The following is a 19503-nucleotide window of genomic DNA, read 5'->3' on the forward strand; positions in this document are numbered from 1 at the left end:
GTGTCACGGGCATGTCAATGCGCCTCCTCCCAGTTCAGCCCCGCGCCGACTTCGGCGACCAGCGGCACCTTCAGCGCGGCGACGCCGCACATCAGTTCTGGCAGACGCTTGCGGACTTCGGACAACTCGGCGTCGGGCACTTCGAGAATCAGTTCGTCGTGCACCTGCATGATCATGCGCGTGCCGATCTTCGAGTCTTCGATCCAGTTCTGCACGGCGATCATCGACATCTTGATCAGGTCGGCAGCGGTGCCCTGCATCGGCGCGTTGATCGCGGCCCGCTCCGCGGCCTGGCGGCGCGGACCGTTGCCGCCGTTGATCTCGGGCAGCCACAGACGGCGGCCGAACACCGTTTCGACGTAGCCCTTCGCCTTCGCGCTCAAGCGCGTCTCGTCCATATAGCGAGCGACACCGGGATAGCGCGCGAAATAGCGGTCGATATACATCTTCGCCGCATCGCGCGTGATGCCGAGATTCGACGCGAGGCCGAACGCGCTCATGCCGTAGATGAGACCAAAGTTGATGACCTTCGCGACGCGCCGCTGATCGCTCGACACTTCGAGCGGCGTCACGTTGAAGATTTCCGATGCCGTGGCGCGGTGAATGTCTTCGCCCTGCGAGAAAGCGCGCATCAGCGATTCGTCGCCGGAGATGTGCGCCATGATGCGCAATTCGATCTGCGAGTAATCGGCGGATACGAGCTTGTGGCCCGGCGGCGCGATGAACGCTTCGCGGATGCGCCGGCCTTCGCCGGTACGCACCGGAATGTTCTGCAGGTTCGGATCGTTCGACGCGAGCCGCCCCGTCACCGCGACGGCCTGCGCGTAGTTCGTATGCACGCGGCCGGTTTGCGGATTGACCATGCGCGGCAGCTTGTCGGTATAGGTCGACTTCAGCTTCGACAAGCCGCGATGTTCGAGCAGAATCTTCGGCAGCGGGTAGTCTTCGGCAAGCTTCTGGAGCACTTCTTCGTCGGTGGACGGCGAGCCGCTCGGCGTCTTCTTGATGACCGGCAGTTCGAGCTTCTCGAAGAAAATCTGCCCGATCTGCTTCGGCGAGCCGAGGTTGAATTCACCGCCGGCCAGTTCGTATGCCTTGCCTTCGAGCTCGATCAGACGCGTGGCGATCTCGCTGCTCTGCTGACGCAGCTTCTCCGCGTCGATCAGCACGCCGGTGCGCTCCATCTTGCGCAGCACGCGCGAAGTCGGTACTTCGATCTCGCGATACACGTGGTCGAGCGACTTCTCCGCGGCGATTTGCGGATACAAGGCCTGATGCAAACGCAGCGTGATGTCTGCGTCTTCGGCCGCATATTCGGCGGCTTTGTCGAGCGCGACTTCGTCGAAGCCGATCTGCTGCGCGCCCTTGCCCGCGACATCTTCATACTTGATCGTCTTCACGCCGAGATGACGCAGCGCGAGGCTGTCCATGTCGTGCGTGCGATGCGATTCGAGCACGTACGATTCGAGCAGCGTGTCATGCTCGACGCCGCGCATTTCGATGCCGTAATTCGCGAGCACCTGTTCGTCGTACTTCAGATGCTGGCCGACCTTCTTGTGGTCCGCGCTTTCGAGCCACGGCTTGAGCTTCGCGAGCACTTCGTCGAGCGGCAGCTGCACCGGCGCGTCGGGGCCGCGATGCGCGAGCGGCACATACGCGGCGCGGCCTGCTTCCACCGACAGCGACAAGCCGACGATCCGCGCAATCATCGGGTCGAGCGACGTGGTTTCGGAATCGAACGAAGTCATCTCGGCCGCGTTGATCTTGTCCAGCCACGCGTCGAGCTGCTCCCATGTTTGCACGGTCTCGTAGTGGCGCTCGTGATCGACGGACAACGCGGGCGGCACATCGGTTTCCGGACCTTCGACCGCGTCGGCAATCTCGACTTCGCGCAGCCACGTCTTGAAGCCGTGGCGCGTGAACAAATCTCGCAACTCTTCGCGCGACTCGGGAAGGCTCGGCAAGCTTTCTTCGATCGACACGATGTGCCCGGTCAGATCGCAATGGCGCTCGACTGTGACGAGCTTGCGCGCCATCGGCAAGAAGTCCAACGCGCGGCGCAGATTATCGCCGACCGCGCCCTTGATCTCGCTCGCATGCTCGACGATGCCATCCAGCGACTCATACTGCGTCAGCCATTTGACCGCGGTTTTCGGACCGCATTTCTCGACGCCCGGCACGTTGTCGATGGTATCGCCGATCAGCGACAGATAGTCGATGATGCGCTCCGGCGGCACACCGAACTTCGCGACCACGCCGTCGCGGTCGAGCGTTTCGTTGGTCATCGTATTGACGAGCGTGACGCGGTTCGACACGAGCTGCGCGAGGTCTTTGTCACCGGTCGACACGACCACGTTCATGCCGAGCTTTTCCGCCTCGGTGCACAGCGTGCCGATCACGTCGTCCGCTTCGACACGATCGATCATCAGCAGCGGCCAGCCGAGCGCACGCACCGCGACGTGAATCGGCTCGATCTGACGGGCAAGATCTTCCGGCATCGATGGACGGTTCGCCTTGTACTCCGGATACCAGTCGTCGCGAAACGTTTTGCCCTTGGCGTCGAACACGCACGCGCTATACTCTGCTGTGACTTCCTTGCGCATGCGCCGCAGCATGTTGATCATCCCGTAGAGCGCACCCGTCGGGCCACCCTCGGGGCCGCGTAGATCAGGCATCGCATGGTAGGCCCGGTACAGATAACTCGAACCGTCGACCAACAGCAGGGTCTTACCTTCAAGGCTTCGTTCTTCAGGCATTATGACTAAGAGAAAAGTGATTCCGAGTCTGCGATCGCTCGCAGATCAAGAGCGCGCAACGGCCAAAAAAGCCCGCGCATCGTGGCAGATGTTCACGATTATGGCAGAGTTTATCGAGGCGACCGAGTACCTGTCGGAGATTCGCCCGGCGGTCAGCATCTACGGTTCGGCGCGCCTGAAACCGAACTCGCCGTACTACAAACTCGCCACGCAGATCGCACGCAAATTGTCGGATGCCGGCTTCGCGGTGATCTCCGGCGGCGGCCCCGGCATTATGGAAGCGGCCAACAAGGGCGCGCATGCGGGCAAGGCTCCCTCGGTCGGTCTGAACATCGAGTTGCCGCACGAGCAGTCGGGCAACCAGTGGCAGGACATCTCGTTGCGCTTCCGCCATTTCTTCACGCGCAAGGTCACGTTCGTGAAGAATTCGGATGCGGTGATCGTGATGCCCGGCGGCTTCGGCACGCTCGACGAACTGGCCGAAGTGCTCACGCTGATCCAAACCAAGAAGTCGCGCCACGTGCCGATCATTCTGGTGGGCGCCGAGTTCTGGGAGGGTCTGCTCGCGTGGTTCAAGAGCTCGCTGATCCCGATGGGTTTGATCAATCCGACCGACATCGATCTGATGCAGGTGATCGACAATCCGGACCAGGTGCTCGAAGCGGTGCTCAAGTTCTACGAAGACCGCGAGGAAGCGGAAGCGCATCCGGTCAAGTCGGACGAAGACCGGATGTTCTACCTGTGATCGCATAACGCTGCGCGCCTCGCATTACGCGTAGCACGATGCACTGTGCACACATCAGGTCGCGCACATGGCGGGCGCGTTGCCGCCGGGCCTTCCGTGGTGGTAGCACCTCGACACCTGATGAAACCGATTGATAAGGAAGACTACCCTCCTCCCGGCTGTTATCAGCACCTCGGCCTGAGTGGCCCGAGTCACTGAAACGCGACTTCCGCGAAACTCCGCAGCTTGCGGCTATGCAACCGATGCAGCCCGTTCATGCGCAACAGTTCCATCGCCTTCACGCCGATCTGCAGATGCTGATCGACCTGCGCGCGATAGAACTGATCGGCCATGCCCGGTAACTTCAACTCGCCGTGCAGCGGCTTGTCCGACACGCACAGCAGCGTGCCGTAAGGCACGCGGAAGCGAAAGCCGTTCGCCGCGATCGTCGCGCTTTCCATATCGAGCGCGATCGCGCGGCTCTGCGACAGCCGCTGGACCGGCTCGCGATGATCGCGCAGCTCCCAGTTGCGATTGTCGACGCTCGCCACGGTGCCCGTGCGCATCACGCGCTTCAGTTCGACGCCATCGAGCTGCGTGACCTGCGCGACCGCGCGTTCGAGCGCGACCTGCACTTCGGCGAGCGCCGGGATCGGCACCCACAGCGGCAGATCGGCATCGAGCACATGATCTTCGCGCACATAGCCGTGCGCGAGCACGTAGTCGCCGAGACGCTGGGTATTGCGCAGCCCCGCGCAGTGGCCGAGCATGATCCACGCATGCGGGCGCAGCACCGCGATGTGATCGGTGATGGTCTTCGCATTCGACGGCCCGACCCCGATGTTGACCATCGTGATGCCACTGCCATCCGCGCGTTTCAGGTGATACGCGGGCATCTGCGGCAAACGCGGCGGCGGCGTGCCCTCCTGCGCCTGCTCGCCGAGGTTCTCGTTGTAGGTGATGACGTCGCCGGGCTCGACGAACGACGTGTATTCGCTGCGATAGGCGCGCAACTCCGCGTCGTCGGTACGGGCCATCATGGCACGGCCGAGCTTCACGAATTCGTCGATATAGAACTGATAGTTCGTGTACAGCACGTAGTTCTGCACATGCGTTGGCGAGGTCGCTGTGTAGTGCTTCAGCCGATGCAGCGAAAAATCGACGCGCGCCGCCGTGAACAATGCGAGCGGATGCGGCTCGCCCGGCAGCGGCTCGTACGTGCCGTTGACGATGCGGTCGTCGAGCAGCGCGAGGTCCGGCGTATCGAAGATGTCGCGCATCAGGAACAGGCGCTCGCGGTCCAGATCGCCTTCGAGGTGGATGCCCTCGGCAAATGCGAAATGAATCGGAATCGGCTGGTCCGACACGCCGACCTCGATCTGCACGTGATGGTTCTTCGCCAGCAGCCGCAGTTGTTCGCGATAGTAGTTGCCGAACAGGTCGGGCCGCGTGACGGTCGTCTCGAACACGCCCGGCCCCGCGACGAACCCGTACGAGCGGCGCGAATCGATGTGCGTGTTGACCTCGGTACGCACGCGCACGAACGGATAGCAGGCGCGCACGCGATGGTCGAACTGCTCGTTGCGGCGATAGCGCGCGAACGCATCGCGCAGGAATGACGTGTTCGCCTCGTAGATCGCGGCGAGGCGGGTGACGGCTTCGGCCGCGTCGTCGAAGCCCTCGGTCGGGAAGCTGCTGGCGGGAGTCTGCACCGTGCGCTGATTGATATCGTTGTTCATCATCATCGTTCACCCTTTTTGATGAGACGACATTACCACGGAACCCGCTGTTGCCAAATGTCGGCGGCGACGCTTGCAACAGCGCTGGCGAGAACGCGCGCGTGTTGTGCGAAAGCGGCGCAAAATAAGGCTTAGCGCCCGTACGCCAGGCCGGATTTGCTAGAATCCGGGCACCCAATTGGAGAATCACCATGAAGCCGCTCCTTCCCATCGCTGTTGCGCTGGCTCTCGCCTTCGGCAACGCCGCGATGGCTGCCCAGCCCGTCGACGAACCGCCGCCCGCCGGCGTGCCCCAGTCCGCCAACGAACGGGCCGGTCTGCCGGATCTCGCCAAGATCAATCGTCCAGCCGCTGAGGTCAGCTCGAAGGTCGACATCAACAACGTTCCGCGCACGCCGAGCTTTCACGAAGTCAGCCCGAACGGCACCGAAATCACTGAATTCCGCGACAAGGGCAAGCCGGTCGAAATCAACGTGCAATCGAATTTCGGTACCCGCTACCAGATGAGCGCGTCGCCCGACACGTCGCCCACCGTCCACGACAGCGGCAAGCCCAGCACGCGCCTGCCGTCGGTGAATCTCCACTATTGATCGTTACGAAAGCGGCACGCCGGCAACGGCGGCCGCGGCGCGGTCGTGCCCCGGTTCCACCGATCGCGGCTGCTGCGCGATGAACTTGCGCTGAATGCGGCGACGCGTACACTTCGCCGGTCCGCACTCGTCGCCCGCTGCACCCCATTCGCTTGTCTCACCTCGCACTGGCCGCACCGCGCCAGCCCCAACAACCTGATCCGACGTTTCCGCATGGCCGTCTTCACCGCTGTCAACGAATCCCAACTCGCAGAATGGATGAGTCACTACGATCTCGGCGATGTCGTCGAGTTTCGCGGCATTTCGTCCGGCATTGAAAACAGCAACTTCTTTCTGACGACGACGCGCGGCGAATACGTGCTGACCATTTTCGAGAAGCTGACAGCTGAACAACTGCCGTTCTATCTGGACCTGATGCGTCATCTTGCCGCGCATCGCGTGCCCGTACCGGATCCGATGCCGCGCCTCGACGGCGCGCTGTTCGGCATGCTGCTCGGCAAACCCGCGACCATCGTGACGAAGCTCGAAGGCGCGCCCGAACTCGCGCCCGGCGTCGAGCACTGCGCCGAGGTCGGCCACATGCTCGCGCGCATGCACCTGGCCGGCCGCGACTATCCGCGTTATCAGCCGAACCTGCGCAGCCTGCCGTGGTGGCGCGAAACCGTGCCGACGATCCTGCCGTATCTCGAAGGCGAGCAGCGCGATCTGCTGGCGTCCGAGCTTGCGCATCAGGAGGCGTTCTTCGCCTCCGCCGATTACGCGGCAATGCCCTCGGGTCCGTGCCACGCCGACCTGTTCCGCGACAACGCGATGTTCGCGCACGCGGCGCCCGAGACCGGCCACGAAGTGCGTCTCGGCGGTTTCTTCGATTTCTATTTCGCCGGCTGCGACAAGTGGCTATTCGACGTCGCGGTCACGGTCAACGACTGGTGCGTCGACCTTGCGACCGGCAAGCTCGACTCCGAACGCACCGAGGCGCTATTGCGCGCGTATCAGACGGTGCGGCCGTTCACCGCCGAGGAAAACCATCACTGGGGCGACATGCTGCGTGCGGGCGCATACCGTTTCTGGGTCTCGCGCCTGTATGATTTTCATATGCCGCGCGCGGCGGAACTGCTGAAGCCGCACGACCCCGGTCATTTCGAACGCATTCTGCGCGAGCGCCTGCTGGGCGTCGCCAATCCAGGCATCCATACCCCATGCAACTGATCGAAGTCCCCGCGAAAACCGGCTACGTGTGGTTCCGCCAGGGCATCTGGCTGTTCCGCAAGAATCCGCTCGCCTTCCTGACGCTGTTCTTCACCTATTTGCTGGTGATGACGCTCGTGTCGCAGATTCCGTTGGTCGGCGGCGTGTTGCCGCTGTTGTTCATTCCGGGTGTCGCGGTCGGCTTCATGGCCGCTTGCCGCAACACGATCGCGGGCAAACCGGTGTTTCCGACCATTCTCGTCGACGGCTTTCATTCGTATGGCTCGGTGGTTGCGCGGCGGTTGCTCGTGCTCGGCGCGCTTTACGTGATCGCGATGGCGCTTGTGTTGGCCGGCTCGGCGCTCGCCGACGGCGGCGTGCTGCTGAAGGTGATGCTTGGCAACGCGTCGATGGATGAAAACGCAATCGCCAACAGCAATATCCCGCTCGCGGTGGTCACCGCGCTCGCGTTCTATGTGCCGGTCGCGATGCTGTTCTGGTTCTCGCCGATCCTCGCCGCCTGGCACGACGTGCCGCCCGTCAAGGCGATGTTCTTCAGCGTCGTCAGTTGCTGGCGCAATCGCGGCGCTTTCATCGTGTTCGCGGCGCTGTGGTTCGCAGTCGCAACGGTCGTGTCGATCGGGCTGTCCGCGCTGATGCAGGCGCTCGGCGCGGCGGACTTCGCGTTCGCGATCCTGATGCCCGCGACGATGATCGTCACGACCATGCTGTACTGCTCGTTCTACGCGACCTATCGCGGCTGCTTCGGCGTGCAGACGCCGCAAACGCCGGATCTGCCGACCACGCCGGCGGCCTGATCCTTCGTTCCCGCGCGGGTGCCGTTCTGGCGCCCGCGCGTTGCGTGTTCCGCACGCATCTTCCCGACCTCTCTGTCGAAACACCTGCTCGACGCCCGCCATTCCGAATCGATTTGCGGCACAATAATTTGCGTGCAATCCATTTGTACGCTCCTTTTTTTGCCGAGGTGGATCATGAACCAGCGCCCCGCTCTCCCCTTCACGCTCGACGAGCAACTGTGCTTCGCGCTCTACTCGACCTCGCTCGCGATGACGAAAGCATACAAGCCGCTGCTCGAACGGCTCGGACTCACGTATCCACAGTATCTGGCCATGCTCGTGCTGTGGGAAACCGACGACGTCACCGTCAAGGACATGGCCACGCGTCTGAATCTCGATCCGGCGACGGTCACGCCGCTGCTCAAGCGCCTCGAAGCGCAGGGACTCGTCGAGCGCGCGCGCGGCACTGACGATGAGCGCCTCGTCTACATTCGCTTGACGGGCGCGGGCAAGGCGCTCAAGCGTCAGGCGCGCGACGTGCCCGGCGAGATCCTCTGCGCGACGCAGCAGTCGCCGGACTTCCTGCTGCGTCTGCGCGACGACCTCACACGCCTGCGCACGACGCTCAACGACTTCATGGACCAGTAGTGGCGATAACTGAAACGGACTAGTTCCGGCTTCGCCGCAAAATTCATTTGCACACAAATGATTTGTGCACTATCTTACTCACATGCCGCTTCGCTAGCAATTCGCCAGACCGGCGAACCGGCAGCCAGCGGCAAACATGCCAACCCCGACACCCAAGACCAGGAGCTGCACCATGAACATCCTCTACAAGGCAAGCGCAACGAGCACCGGTGGCCGCGACGGCCGCGCCGTATCGTCGGACAATGCATTGGACGTGAAGCTGGCCGCGCCGCGTGAGCTCGGCGGCAGTGGCGCGGCAGGCACGAATCCCGAGCAGCTGTTTGCGGCCGGCTACTCGGCCTGTTTCCTGAGCGCCATGAAGTTCGTCGCCGGCCAGCGTAAGCAGGCCCTGCCGGCCGACACACAGGTTTCCGCCGACGTCGGCATCGGCCCGAACGACAAGGGCGGCTTCGCGCTCGACATCGATCTGCGTATCTCGCTGCCGGGCCTCGCTGCGCAAGCAGCGAAGGAACTGGTGGACGCAGCACACCAGGTCTGCCCGTACTCGAACGCCACGCGTAACAACGTGGCGGTTCGTCTGCACGTCGCTTGAGGTCAGGTCGGCCGTCGCGCCGATCAGCAATGCCCAGGCAGAACCGCTGACGGCGCATTCCCCGGCGCCGTCGCGAACAGCGCCCGCACTCTGCACAACAGGGACGGGCGCTGATCCTCTTGGCGCGTGCGGCACGCTACGTGCGATGCCGGTCGTCAACTACCTTCATCCCGACTGTCCTTCCCGATGACACGCGCCCGCCGCCTGCACGACAGTTTCGACGCCGGCCTCGTCAGGTTCCGCCGCGATCTGCGCAGCACCGATCATGCCGCGCTTTACTACGCGCTCAAGCATTGCGAGCGCGTCTGGTGCGTGTTCGTGTTCGACACGACGACCCTGCAGCCGATCGTCGATGCCTGGCAGCCGCGCCACCCAGGCGAGCCGGTGCGGGATCGCCGCATCGACTTCATTCTCGCGTCACTGGCTGAACTCGACGGCGCGTTGCGCGCGCTCGGCGGCGGCCTCGTCGTGCTATACGGCGATCCGGCCGGGCTGGTGCCGAAACTCGCGGCGGAGTTGCGCGTCGATGCGGTGTTCGCGAATCACGACTATGAGCCGGTTGCGATCGAACGCGACGCGACAGTCGGCAAGCGTCTTAAGGATGCGGGCCGGCAGTGGCTAACGTTCAAGGACCAGACGATTTTCGAGCGCGACGAGCTGCTGAACGGCCAGGGCAAGCCGTTCACGGTCTTCACGCCGTACAGGAACGCGTGGCTCAAGCAATTGAGCGCGTTCGACCTGAAGCCCTACCCGGTGGAGACCTACGCGAAGCATCTGGCGGCGCTGCCGCGCAAGCTCGACCGTCAGTTGCCCACAGCCGATCAGCTAGGCTTCGCGCCGAGCGACCTGACGGACTTGCAACTGCCCGCCGGAATGAACGGCGCGCAACAGTTGCTCGATGATTTCCTGACGCGCATTGATAACTACGCGGAGCGGCGCGATTTCCCCGCCACGAAGGGGCCGAGCTATCTGTCGGTGCATTTGCGCTTCGGCACGGTATCGATCCGCACGCTCGCACGGCTCGCGTACGAGATGTCGCTGCAACCCGACGGCAAAGGCGCGGCAACGTGGTTGTCGGAACTGATCTGGCGGGACTTCTACTTCATGGTCCTCGCGCACCATCCGCGCATCGCGAAAGGCGCGCCGTTCAAACCGGAATACGAGCATTTGCGCTGGGAAAAAGGCCCCTCGGCCGACGCAGCGTTCGCCGCCTGGTGCGAGGGCCGCACCGGCTATCCGCTCGTCGATGCCGCGATGCTGCAGTTGAACCGGACCGGCTATATGCACAACCGCCTGCGCATGGTCACGGCGAGCTTCCTCGCGAAGGATCTCGGCATTGACTGGCGGCTCGGTGAGCGCTACTTCGCCGATCTGCTGAACGACTTCGATTTCTCGGCCAACAACGGCGGCTGGCAGTGGGCCGCCTCGACCGGCTGCGACGCGCAGCCTTACTTCCGCATTTTTAATCCAGTCTCGCAATCCGAAAAATTCGACCCCGACGGACGCTTTATCAAACGATATCTACCCCAGCTCGCCAGGTTGCCGGCAAAATGGATTCACGCGCCGTGGCTGGCGGGCGCGGAGCGGCTCGCGGAGTTCGGCGTGGTGCTAGGCGGGAATTATCCCGAGCCGATCGTCGATCACGCCCAGGCCCGCGAGCGCACACTGGCCAGATACGCAAAGTGAGTGCCCGCTCACATCATTGAATAAGAAAGTCTGGAGGGATGGAGATGCGCCGTCTGCCGTCGCTGCTGGTGTTTCTGATTCTGACGCTAGCGGCCGGCTGGGCCGCGAGTCTGTCGCTGCCGGACGCGTGGTACACGAGCCTGCAAAAGCCCGCGTTCAATCTGCCGAAGTGGGTTTTCCCGCCGGTGTGGATCGTGCTCTACGTGCTGATGGCGTTTTCCGCGTGGCGCGTGTGGAAGCGCGACGGCCCTAGTGCGGCAATCGCACTGTGGGTTGTGCAGCTCCTATTCAACGCTGCGTGGATGTGGCTGTTTTTCGGCCTGCATCGGCCGGAAATGGCGCTGATCGACATCCTGATCTTGCTGCTGCTGATCGTGATGCTGACGTATGTGTTCTGGCGGCGCGATCGCCTCGCGGGCGTTCTGCTCGCGCCGTACGTCGTGTGGGTCGCGTATGCAGCTCTGTTGAACTACGCGTTGTGGCAGCTGAATCCGGCTGCTTAGCCGTAGTGCTGGCTCATCCACGACGGCGCGCGCAGGTTCGATTCCTGATCGAGCTTGCGCATACGGAATTCGAGGTCGTAGAGATCGGTCGCTTCAGCCAGATAAGCGTCAGCGCGCTCTTTTGCGAGCTGGTCAGGCGACTTGGTCAAAAACAGGAACAGGCGGCTGAGCAGATACATGGTTCACCTCGGCAATGATATCTAGGCGTTTACGCCTAAGGGATAACCCGCATTATAGGGAAAACCCTGAGTTCATGCCACTATTCATTTTCGAGGTGTTGTTCGGGCGTCACCGGCCGGCCGACGATGCCGCCAATCCTTCCGCGATGCGGCCCGCGTCCGTGCGACGCTGATGCCGGAAAAACTCCCACAGCATGGCGCTCGCGTCCGGACCCTTGGACGAATGAAACGGCAGCGCATCGTCGCCGCCGGCCCATGCGTGGCCGAGCCCCTGCACGCGACACACCCGCACCACACGCCGCCCGCCGCGCAGATAATCGCGCACCACGACGCCATTTTTGCGATCTTCGCGCGTCTCGCCGGCTCTGCGCGCGCCGTTTACGTCGATGAGCCGGTTCAGGCGCACGAACTGTGCCGCCAACTGGTCCGCGTTGACCGGCGCGACCACATGGTCGGCGTCGCCGTGGATGATCAATGCCGGCATGCCCGGGTACTGCGCAACGTTCGTCGTTTCATCGACGAGTTCGACCGGCTCGCGACGCGCGCCACGCCGCATCACGTCCATCGCGGTAATGCCGGAGCGGGCCTCGCCGAAGGCGGGGCCGGAATGCAGCGCGACAGCGGCGAAATGCTGCGGATACTTGACGGCCAACAGCGCCGTCAGCCCCGCGCCCGCCGAAATCCCCGCCAGGTACACACGCTCGCGGTCAAAGCCATGCTGCTCGATCAGCGCATCCACCAGCGATACGACCGCACGCGCTTCCGCGCCGCCCGCGTTGTCGCCGGCGTCGTACCAATGCCAGCAGCGGTGCGAGTGCGCGTGCTTCGATTGCTCGGGGTAGACGACCGCGAAGCCGTAGCGGTCGGCGAGCAGGTTCATGCGCGTGCCTTCGGCGAACTCGTCGATCGACTGCGTGCAGCCGTGCAGCATCACGACGAGCGGCATCGCCTCGTGCGCGTGCCCGGACGGTATATAGAGCCCGTACTGCAGATGATTGACCAGCCGGCCCGGTGCGGCCGGCGCGGAATGGAACGAGCGCGTCCACGCCCCGCTCGCCCATGCGGCCGCGCGTGGACGCACGCGCGACTCGCGCGGCGCTTCGCGTTTCGCGGGTGCGCGCAGCGCGGCAGTCGGCTTCAGTGGATGAGCCTTGCTCGACGGTTTGGCGGTAGCGGCGCGAGCCGGTCGCGCCTGTGCTCGCTTGGCGGTTTTTTGCGCGTGTTCGGTTTGGATCGCGAGCAGGCGCTTGAAACCGCGCAGCCAGATTTTCGACAGGCTTTTTGCCATCGGCGATAACCTCGCAAAAGGGACAAGTGGTGACCGCAGACACTGCGGGAAGAATGGAGTTGTGCAATGCACAATAACATCATTCCTCCTGCATTGCTGAACACCGGGGCCGCTTTTCGCGCCGATTTCAGCCACCGCGAACCTTGCCGGCGGCCTGTCGTCAAACTACGTCGCTAGCTGTTCGGCAGCCCACACTTCGGCGTGCAAAAGCGTTCCGCGCCGCGAGACCGTTCACGCGACACCCGACTATACTGGCGGTTGATCTCCCGACGTGTCGATCCGGGCCGCATCGGCGTTTCATGCCGGCTGGTGCGCGCCGATTTCCACCAACCCGATTTCACGCGACCCCCGTCGCGCTTCGCCCATGCCCGATTTACCGATCCACCTGTGGTATTCGATCACCAGCCTCGGCGGCGCCGGCTTGACGCTGCCGCTCGCGTTCGCCATAGCGCTGTGGTTGGCGGTCGGCTACTCGTGGCGGCTCGGGGCCTGCTGGCTCGCGCTGCTGGGTACGGCGATCGGTGTCGTGACCGTGACCAAGCTCGCCTTCCTCGGCTGGGGCGTCGGCGTGCGCGAGTTCGATTTCACCGGCGTCAGCGGTCACTCCATGCTGTCCACGGCCGTCTATCCGGTCGCGCTATTTTTGATGCTATTGCCCGCGCGCCGCGCCATCCGGCTGCTCGGCGTGCTTGCGGGGCTTGCCGCCGGCCTGGCGGTGGGTTTGTCGCGTGTGGTGCTGAGTGCGCATTCGCCGTCCGAAGCGGTGACTGGTTGCCTCGTCGGCGCGCTTGCCGCGCTCGTGTTCGTGCGGATCGCGTGGAATGCGGAAGCGGACCGGCTATCGGCGCTGCCGGTCGCCGTCAGCATGATGGTGCTCGCACTCTTGATGCACGGCGTGCACGTGCCCACCCAGCGCTGGGTCACGCATATTGCGTTGAAGGTGTCCGGCCACGACCGGCCGTTCATCCGCGCAACATGGCGGTCCACCCGCATCATTCGACCGTCGGCCGCGCCGCTGTCGCAAACGCGCAATACGCTCGAGCCCATGCGCGGGTCGGCCATCTGAACGCTGCGCCGGCCCTTCCGGCGAGTTTTCGGGCTTCCTTTTACAGTTTCGTAACATTTCGCCTGCGCTCGCGCCATGCGTGAAGCGCAACGCCGAATCGGTCGTTTCGCCCACCGCTATAACCGCGCATATATTACGATAGAGTTTTTAAGCCACTGCTTCCCGTTCTAGTCCGACTTCAGGTCCGCCATGACTCTCTCTCGCCATCTGAAGCAATACGCGCTGTGCGTCGCAGCCGCCGCCTCCGTCATGGTCAGCGCGAATGCGCACGCCGATGAACTGGTGGTTTCGGCCGCCGCCAGCCTGACCAATGCGTTCAAGGCGGTCGGCGACGCGTTCGAGCAGCAGCATCCAGGCACGAAGGTTCTGCTGAACTTCGGCGCGTCCGACGTGCTGATGCAACAGATCGTCAAAGGCGCGCCCGTCGACGTTTTCGCGTCCGCCGATCAGAAGGCAATGGACAGGGCCGCCGCCGAAAAGGTGATCGTGCCGGCGACGCGGCGCGACTTCGCCGCCAACTCGCTGGTGCTGATCGTACCGGCCGACAGTCATCTCGCGCCCGCCAACCTCAACGCGCTGACGACCGCGAACGTCAAGCGCGTCGCATTCGGCGATCCGGCCTCGGTGCCGGTCGGCCGCTACACGCAGGGCGCGCTGCAGGCCGCGGGCGTGTGGGACGCGGTCAACGCGAAGGCGGTGCTTGCGTCGAACGTGCGTCAGAGCCTCGATTACGTCGCGCGCGGCGAAGTCGACGCCGGCTTCGTGTTCGGCACCGACGCCGCGATCATGCCCGACAAGGTCAAGGTCGCGATGAGCCTGCCGACGCAAACGCCGATCACCTATCCGATTGCGCAGGTCGAAGGCAGCCATCACGCGGCCGACGCCCAGGCATTTATCGACTTCGTGCTGTCGCCCGCCGGCCAGGCGGTGCTCGCGAAATACGGCTTCAGGCCGGCGCATTGATTCACGGGAGAGCACGCGCTCATGGAACAGGCTTGGGTGCCGCTGCTGCTGTCCCTGAAGGTCGCGGGCTGGGCCACCGCGCTCAATCTCGTGCTCGGCGTCGCGGTGGCGCTCGGTCTGTCGCGCTGGCGCTCCGGCGCGCGCGACGTGATCGATTCGCTGCTGATGCTGCCGCTGGTGCTGCCGCCCACCGTGCTCGGCTACTACCTGCTCGTGCTGCTCGGCCGACGTGGCGTGATCGGCGCGTGGCTCGACCGCTTCGACATCCAGCTCGTCTTCACGTGGCAGGGCGCGGTGATCGCGTCGATGGTGGTGGCGTTTCCGCTCGTGCTGAAGTCGGCGCGCGCCGCCTTTGAAGGCGTCGATCCGCAGTTGGAGCACGCGGCGCGCACGCTCGGGATCAGCGAGGGCGCGGTGTTTTTCCGCGTGACGCTGCCGCTCGCGGCGCGCGGCATCCTCGCCGGCGGCCTGCTCGCGTTCGCGCGCGCGCTCGGCGAATTCGGCGCGACGCTGATGGTCGCAGGCAATCTGCCGGGCCGCACGCAGACACTGTCGGTCGCGGTCTATTCGGCGGTGCAGGCCGGCGACGACAGCACCGCCAACTTCCTCGTGCTCGTGACCTCGGTCGCGTGCGTGACGATCCTGCTGCTCGCGGGACGCCTCGTGCCGCAGCACACGCTTCTGAGAGCCCGCTGACATGCCGCTCAACGTCGCCATCCGCAAGACTTTCGAGACCGCCGAACGGCGCTTCACGCTCGACATCGCGTTCAGCGCGAACACGCAGCGGCTCGTGCTATTCGGACCTTCGGGCGCGGGTAAGAGCCTGACCTTGCAGGCGATCGCCGGCTTGCTGCGTCCCGATGAAGGGACCATCACACTGCACGGCACCACCTTGTTCGATAGCGCGGTCGGCATCGATCAGAAGCCGCAGGCGCGCAAGATCGCGTATCTGTTTCAGGACTACGCGCTGTTTCCGCATCTGAACGTGCGGCAGAACATCGGCTTCGGGCTGCACCGGGGCTGGCTCAATCCGCGTGCGCGCGGCGCGCGCACGGAGGTCGATTACTGGCTCGACGCGCTCGAATTGAGGGGCGTGGCGGGCAATCATCCGACGCAACTGTCGGGCGGTCAGAAGCAGCGGGTCGCGCTCGCGCGCGCGCTGGTTTCGCAGCCGCGCCTGCTGCTGCTCGACGAGCCGTTTTCCGCGCTGGATAGCCAGTTGCGCCAGCGCATGCGGCGCGAGCTATCGGACTTGCAAACGCGGCTCGATATTCCGATGGTGCTGATCACGCACGATCCCGACGACGTTGCCGCATTCGGCGATCAGGTCGTGCAGATCAGCGACGGCCGGGGCCGCGAAGATCATCCTTTTACCGGGTATGCGCGCAGCGAAGCGTCACCTCGTTGAACGGCTGGCTTGGCGCCATCGCTTTGCGGCTTAACTTGCGCCTCCACTACGCCCCGGCAACCCTCAATCCTTCACGCCGAGTATCACGCTCGACGCCTTGAACACCGCGACCGCGCTCGCGCCTTCCTGCAAACCGAGCGTGTCGACGCTGCCATTGGTGACGATTGCGGTGATCACCGCGCCGCCTTCGAGCCCGAGCGACACTTCCGCGTTGACCGCACCGCGCTTCACGCTCTGCACGGTGCCGCGCAACTGATTGCGCGCCGATAACTTCAACGGCGCATCGCCATCGCCGTCACCCGCCACGAGCAGCACGACCCACGACGCCTTGATCAGCGCAAACGCCGCCACGCCGACCGCGAGCCCGAGCGCTTCGGTGCTCTCGTGCGTGAGCACGGCGACGATCGTGTGGCCGCCGGGCAGCGCGAGCGACACTTCGTCGTTGACGGTGCCGCGCTCGATTGCCGACACCGTGCCGTAGAACTGATTGCGCGCGCTCGTCTTCACGCCGATGCGGCCAATCAGGTCCCAGTCCGTCGCGAAGCCCTCGCCGATCGCCGCGCCGGCGCGTTCGAGAAAGCGCCGATGCTCGCGCTCGACCGCGCGGAACGTGTCGATCAGTTTCACCGCGCGCGGCGTCAGCGTCGTGCCGCCGCCGCCCTTACCGCCGGTCAGACGCACGACGAGCGGCTCGCCGGCGAGGTTGTTCATCGTATCGACGGCATCCCACGCACCTTTGTAGCTGATGCCGACCGCCTTCGCCGCGCTCGTGATCGAACCGGTCTCGCCGATCGCCGCCAGCAGCGCGATCCGAGCCGCGCCGCCGAGCGTCTGGGTGCCGGCTTGAAACCAGACAGAGCCGCCGAGTTCGAGGGCGTCGCGCGGAGGATCGGGGCGGTCGGTGGTCATGGCTGACAGCGGTCGAAGTACGTGGTAGGGCGGAAAATCATTATAGCGACGCGCTCTTGCGCCACTGGCCGCTGCGCTTGCCGATCACCACGGCACGACTCTGCCGAGGTAGTCGAGGTAATGCAAACCGGCGCGGCCTTGGTACGCGTCGATCGTGCCGACCAGGTTCGGGATGCTTTCGTCGATGCTCAGACGCGCGTCCGGCCCGCCCAGATCGGTTCGCACCCAGCCGGGCGCCATCAGCAGCAAGGTTTTGGTGTCGCTTCGATGACGCGCGGCAAAACTGCGCATGAACATATTCAGCGCGGCCTTGCTGCCGCGATAGACCTCGTAGTTGCCGTTCTCGTTGTTGGCGACGCTGCCCTGCCCCGACGACATCACGCCGATCGTGCCGCTCGGCCGGACGAGATCCTGCAGCGCCTCGACGACCCGCATCGGACTCAACGCATTGGTCACCATCACGCGCACGAATTCGTCGGTCGATACATCAGCGATCGTTTCACGATCGTCGTTCTTGACGCCGGCATTGACGAACAGGATGTCGATCGGGCGACCTTCGAGGCGGCTGCGCAGTGCGATGACCTGTTCGGGAATCGTGATGTCGACCGTTTCGACTTCGAGCGCTGCATACGTCTTCGCTAGCTGCAGAAGCCTGGTCGTGGAATTTTGCCTGCCGGTGGCGATAACTCGCCAGCCGCGTTTCAGGTACTCCTCGACCATTGCGAAGCCGAGGCCGCGCGAGGCGCCGATCAGAAGCACGGTTTTTTGTTCGGTTGCGGGTTGCATGGAGCGTTTCCTGTCGATGGACTCGGGTTGAGACCGGTCAACGAAATATAGTCACGCGTGACACCGCGCGAAAGATCCAATGCTTGCACTTATCGACCGTGAATCGTCGACAATGAGCAAACGCCCGAATCAGGAGACCGCGATGCCACCCTCTGATCAATACTGGTTCCCGGCCAAACGCTATGGCTGGGGTTGGGGCTTTCCCGTGCGCTGGCAAGGATGGGTGACGCTGCTCGCGTATCTCGTGTTGCTCGGGGTGGTCGCTTTCCGGTTTCAACCCGCGGGTCATCCGCTCATGTTCGCGTTGCTGGTCGCGCTGTTGACCGTGGCCCTCGCGGTCGTGTGCTGGCTGAAAGGCGAGCCGCCGCGCTGGCGGTGGGGTAAGGACTAGCCGGCCCGCTCCGTCACCGGATTCACGGAAATATTGGTTCGACGCGCGCAAGCCATTGCCACGCCAAACGCCGCCAGAGAAACCAGTGACACCACCAGCACAGCCCACTCCACTGGAAAATAGCTCTGCCCGATTGTCCAGATCATCGCGGCCGAAATCGGCGCGACGCCCTTTGCAATATTGGACGGCGTAGAAAGCAGCCCGTTGATCGCGCCAAATCCTTCGACCCACATTACGTCCTGCACAATCGTTCCACGCAGGATGGTCATCATGCCGTTCGCTCCGCCGTAGATCAGCGCGAAAACGATCAGCAGCACGGGCGATGCCCCGGCAATCAGCAGGATCACCACCGACACCGGAAATGCTGTCGTGATGACCAAGCCGACGATCTTCGGAGAGACTTTCCGTCCAAATGCGAACCACAGAACACGCGCGAGAACCTGAGCCGGGCCGATGAGCGCCATCGTCAACAGGATGGTGGACTGTTGGACATGACGCTCGGCCATCAGCGGAACGAGGTGAAACGTCAATGCCGCGAACGTGACGTAGTAGGCGGTAAAGCACACCGCGAGCGCCCAGAACACCGGTGAGCGTAGCGCGCGCCGGGTGGACGCGGCGTTCACCGCCTTGACCGCGCCCTTGTCGACGGCAGCAGCATGGCGCGCGTCGTTTCCGCGGATCGCCAGTGCGTGAATGGGCAGGCAGACGCAGAGATTGATCGCCGCTAGCGCGAGCAGCGCGTGACGCCACCCCAGCAGATTGATGAGCAACTGCGTGAGCGGAATGAATGCGGTGCTCGCGAATCCAGCGACAAGGGTTATCAGCGTGATCTTCGTGCGGAAGCTGCCCGGATAATTTCGCGTGATCACTGCGAAAACCGGGTCGTACAGCGTGGCCGCCATCGAGATGCCGAGGCCCACCCATGCGACGAATAGCATCGCCAGGCTGTTTGCCTGCGACCACATCACGAGCATTGCGGATGCGAGCAGCGATCCCACCACCATGACGGCCCGGCCGTGTCCGTGGTCGATCCAGGTGCCGACCGGATACGCAGCCAGCCCGGACACGAGCAACCCGACAGACAGTGCCGCGTTGGTCGATGCCCGGCTCCAACCGAGCGCATGTTCCATCGGTACGACAAAGAGCGAGAACGTGTAGTAGATCGCTCCCCACGAAACGAGTTGCGCGGTGGCTAGTGCCCACGTCGCGATCGAACCTCGATCCTGCTGCTGCGCGAACGCTGTCACTTCTTATGCCCCCGTTGTGCCCCGGTTTGCCCTGAATTAACGC

General features: G+C 63.9%; 20 protein-coding genes. 13 read left to right on the forward strand and 7 right to left on the reverse strand.

The window, feature by feature from the left end; all coding sequences use genetic code 11:
* Positions 1–14 precede the first annotated feature (14 nt).
* Positions 15–2756, reverse strand: a complete 2742-nt coding sequence (gene polA / locus AB4Y34_RS05320) for a DNA polymerase I (protein ID WP_368715457.1) — start codon at positions 2754–2756, stop codon at positions 15–17.
* A 1-nt stretch (position 2757) separates the two neighbouring features.
* On the opposite strand from polA, the gene AB4Y34_RS05325 reads away from it, so the two are divergent.
* Positions 2758–3501 (forward strand): TIGR00730 family Rossman fold protein, encoded by a 744-nt coding sequence (locus AB4Y34_RS05325; RefSeq protein ID WP_176123313.1) that lies wholly within the window; start codon positions 2758–2760, stop codon positions 3499–3501.
* A 191-nt stretch (positions 3502–3692) separates the two neighbouring features.
* On the opposite strand, the gene AB4Y34_RS05330 is transcribed toward AB4Y34_RS05325, so the two are convergent.
* On the reverse strand, positions 3693–5219 hold the full coding sequence (locus AB4Y34_RS05330) for an AMP nucleosidase (protein ID WP_176378968.1): 1527 nt from the start codon (positions 5217–5219) through the stop codon (positions 3693–3695).
* A 248-nt stretch (positions 5220–5467) separates the two neighbouring features.
* Here AB4Y34_RS05330 and AB4Y34_RS05335 point away from each other — a divergent pair, with 248 nt between their 5' ends.
* The 7 genes from AB4Y34_RS05335 (at position 5468) to AB4Y34_RS05365 (ending at position 11223) form a co-directional block, all read left to right on the forward strand.
* Positions 5468–5809, forward strand: a complete 342-nt coding sequence (locus AB4Y34_RS05335; protein ID WP_246392159.1) for a hypothetical protein — start codon at positions 5468–5470, stop codon at positions 5807–5809.
* Positions 5810–6022: 213 nt separating this feature from the next.
* Positions 6023–7018, forward strand: coding sequence for a homoserine kinase (locus tag AB4Y34_RS05340; protein ID WP_368715458.1), 996 nt, complete (start codon positions 6023–6025; stop codon positions 7016–7018).
* Positions 7009–7815, forward strand: a complete 807-nt coding sequence (locus tag AB4Y34_RS05345) for a BPSS1780 family membrane protein (protein ID WP_368715459.1) — start codon at positions 7009–7011, stop codon at positions 7813–7815. The genes AB4Y34_RS05340 and AB4Y34_RS05345 overlap by 10 nt, the downstream gene beginning before the upstream one ends.
* Positions 7816–7989: 174 nt before the next feature.
* The gene (locus tag AB4Y34_RS05350) at positions 7990–8442 is read left to right on the forward strand and encodes a MarR family winged helix-turn-helix transcriptional regulator (protein ID WP_176367595.1); all 453 of its coding nucleotides are present in this window, start codon (positions 7990–7992) and stop codon (positions 8440–8442) included.
* Positions 8443–8614: 172 nt separating this feature from the next.
* Positions 8615–9034: an organic hydroperoxide resistance protein gene (locus AB4Y34_RS05355; RefSeq protein ID WP_176378908.1), complete on the forward strand. Its 420-nt coding sequence runs from the start codon at positions 8615–8617 to the stop codon at positions 9032–9034.
* Positions 9035–9220: 186 nt separating this feature from the next.
* Complete coding sequence (locus AB4Y34_RS05360; RefSeq protein WP_368715460.1) at positions 9221–10720, forward strand: deoxyribodipyrimidine photo-lyase; 1500 nt, start codon at positions 9221–9223, stop codon at positions 10718–10720.
* 44 nt (positions 10721–10764) lie between these two features.
* A complete protein-coding gene (locus tag AB4Y34_RS05365; RefSeq protein WP_176378906.1) occupies positions 10765–11223 on the forward strand; it encodes a TspO/MBR family protein in 459 nt (152 codons plus the stop codon).
* Here the strand turns inward: AB4Y34_RS05365 and AB4Y34_RS05370 are convergent.
* Together AB4Y34_RS05370 and AB4Y34_RS05375 are read right to left on the reverse strand one after the other, a co-directional pair.
* Positions 11220–11402, reverse strand: a complete 183-nt coding sequence (locus AB4Y34_RS05370; protein WP_176378905.1) for a DUF3563 family protein — start codon at positions 11400–11402, stop codon at positions 11220–11222. The genes AB4Y34_RS05365 and AB4Y34_RS05370 overlap by 4 nt on opposite strands.
* 109 nt (positions 11403–11511) lie before the next feature.
* A complete protein-coding gene (locus tag AB4Y34_RS05375; RefSeq protein ID WP_368715461.1) occupies positions 11512–12690 on the reverse strand; it encodes a PHB depolymerase family esterase in 1179 nt (392 codons plus the stop codon).
* A gap of 364 nt (positions 12691–13054) precedes the next feature.
* On the opposite strand from AB4Y34_RS05375, the gene AB4Y34_RS05380 reads away from it, so the two are divergent.
* From AB4Y34_RS05380 to AB4Y34_RS05395, 4 genes are all read left to right on the forward strand, one after another.
* The gene (locus AB4Y34_RS05380; protein WP_176378903.1) at positions 13055–13756 is read left to right on the forward strand and encodes a phosphatase PAP2 family protein; all 702 of its coding nucleotides are present in this window, start codon (positions 13055–13057) and stop codon (positions 13754–13756) included.
* A 189-nt stretch (positions 13757–13945) separates the two neighbouring features.
* Positions 13946–14719, forward strand: a complete 774-nt coding sequence (gene modA / locus AB4Y34_RS05385; protein ID WP_368715462.1) for a molybdate ABC transporter substrate-binding protein — start codon at positions 13946–13948, stop codon at positions 14717–14719.
* Between the two features lie 21 nt (positions 14720–14740).
* A complete protein-coding gene (gene modB / locus AB4Y34_RS05390; RefSeq protein WP_176378901.1) occupies positions 14741–15415 on the forward strand; it encodes a molybdate ABC transporter permease subunit in 675 nt (224 codons plus the stop codon).
* 1 nt (position 15416) lies between these two features.
* On the forward strand, positions 15417–16127 hold the full coding sequence (locus AB4Y34_RS05395; RefSeq protein ID WP_368715463.1) for a sulfate/molybdate ABC transporter ATP-binding protein: 711 nt from the start codon (positions 15417–15419) through the stop codon (positions 16125–16127).
* Between the two features lie 63 nt (positions 16128–16190).
* On the opposite strand, the gene AB4Y34_RS05400 is transcribed toward AB4Y34_RS05395, so the two are convergent.
* Both AB4Y34_RS05400 and AB4Y34_RS05405 read right to left on the reverse strand, forming a co-directional pair.
* Positions 16191–17036, reverse strand: a complete 846-nt coding sequence (locus AB4Y34_RS05400; RefSeq protein ID WP_176378899.1) for a TOBE domain-containing protein — start codon at positions 17034–17036, stop codon at positions 16191–16193.
* A gap of 84 nt (positions 17037–17120) precedes the next feature.
* Positions 17121–17822 carry an SDR family NAD(P)-dependent oxidoreductase gene (locus AB4Y34_RS05405; RefSeq protein WP_368715464.1) on the reverse strand — a complete coding sequence of 234 codons (702 nt, stop codon included), beginning with the start codon at positions 17820–17822 and terminating at the stop codon, positions 17121–17123.
* Between the two features lie 142 nt (positions 17823–17964).
* Here AB4Y34_RS05405 and AB4Y34_RS05410 point away from each other — a divergent pair, with 142 nt between their 5' ends.
* Entirely contained in the window at positions 17965–18213 is a 249-nt protein-coding gene (locus tag AB4Y34_RS05410) for a hypothetical protein (RefSeq protein ID WP_176123324.1), read from the forward strand.
* On the opposite strand, the gene AB4Y34_RS05415 is transcribed toward AB4Y34_RS05410, so the two are convergent.
* Positions 18210–19460: an MFS transporter gene (locus tag AB4Y34_RS05415; protein ID WP_368715465.1), complete on the reverse strand. Its 1251-nt coding sequence runs from the start codon at positions 19458–19460 to the stop codon at positions 18210–18212. The genes AB4Y34_RS05410 and AB4Y34_RS05415 overlap by 4 nt on opposite strands.
* Positions 19461–19503: the final 43 nt, after the last annotated feature.

The sequence above is a fragment of the Paraburkholderia sp. BR10954 genome, assembly GCF_040965775.1.
Classification (GTDB): domain Bacteria; phylum Pseudomonadota; class Gammaproteobacteria; order Burkholderiales; family Burkholderiaceae; genus Paraburkholderia; species Paraburkholderia youngii.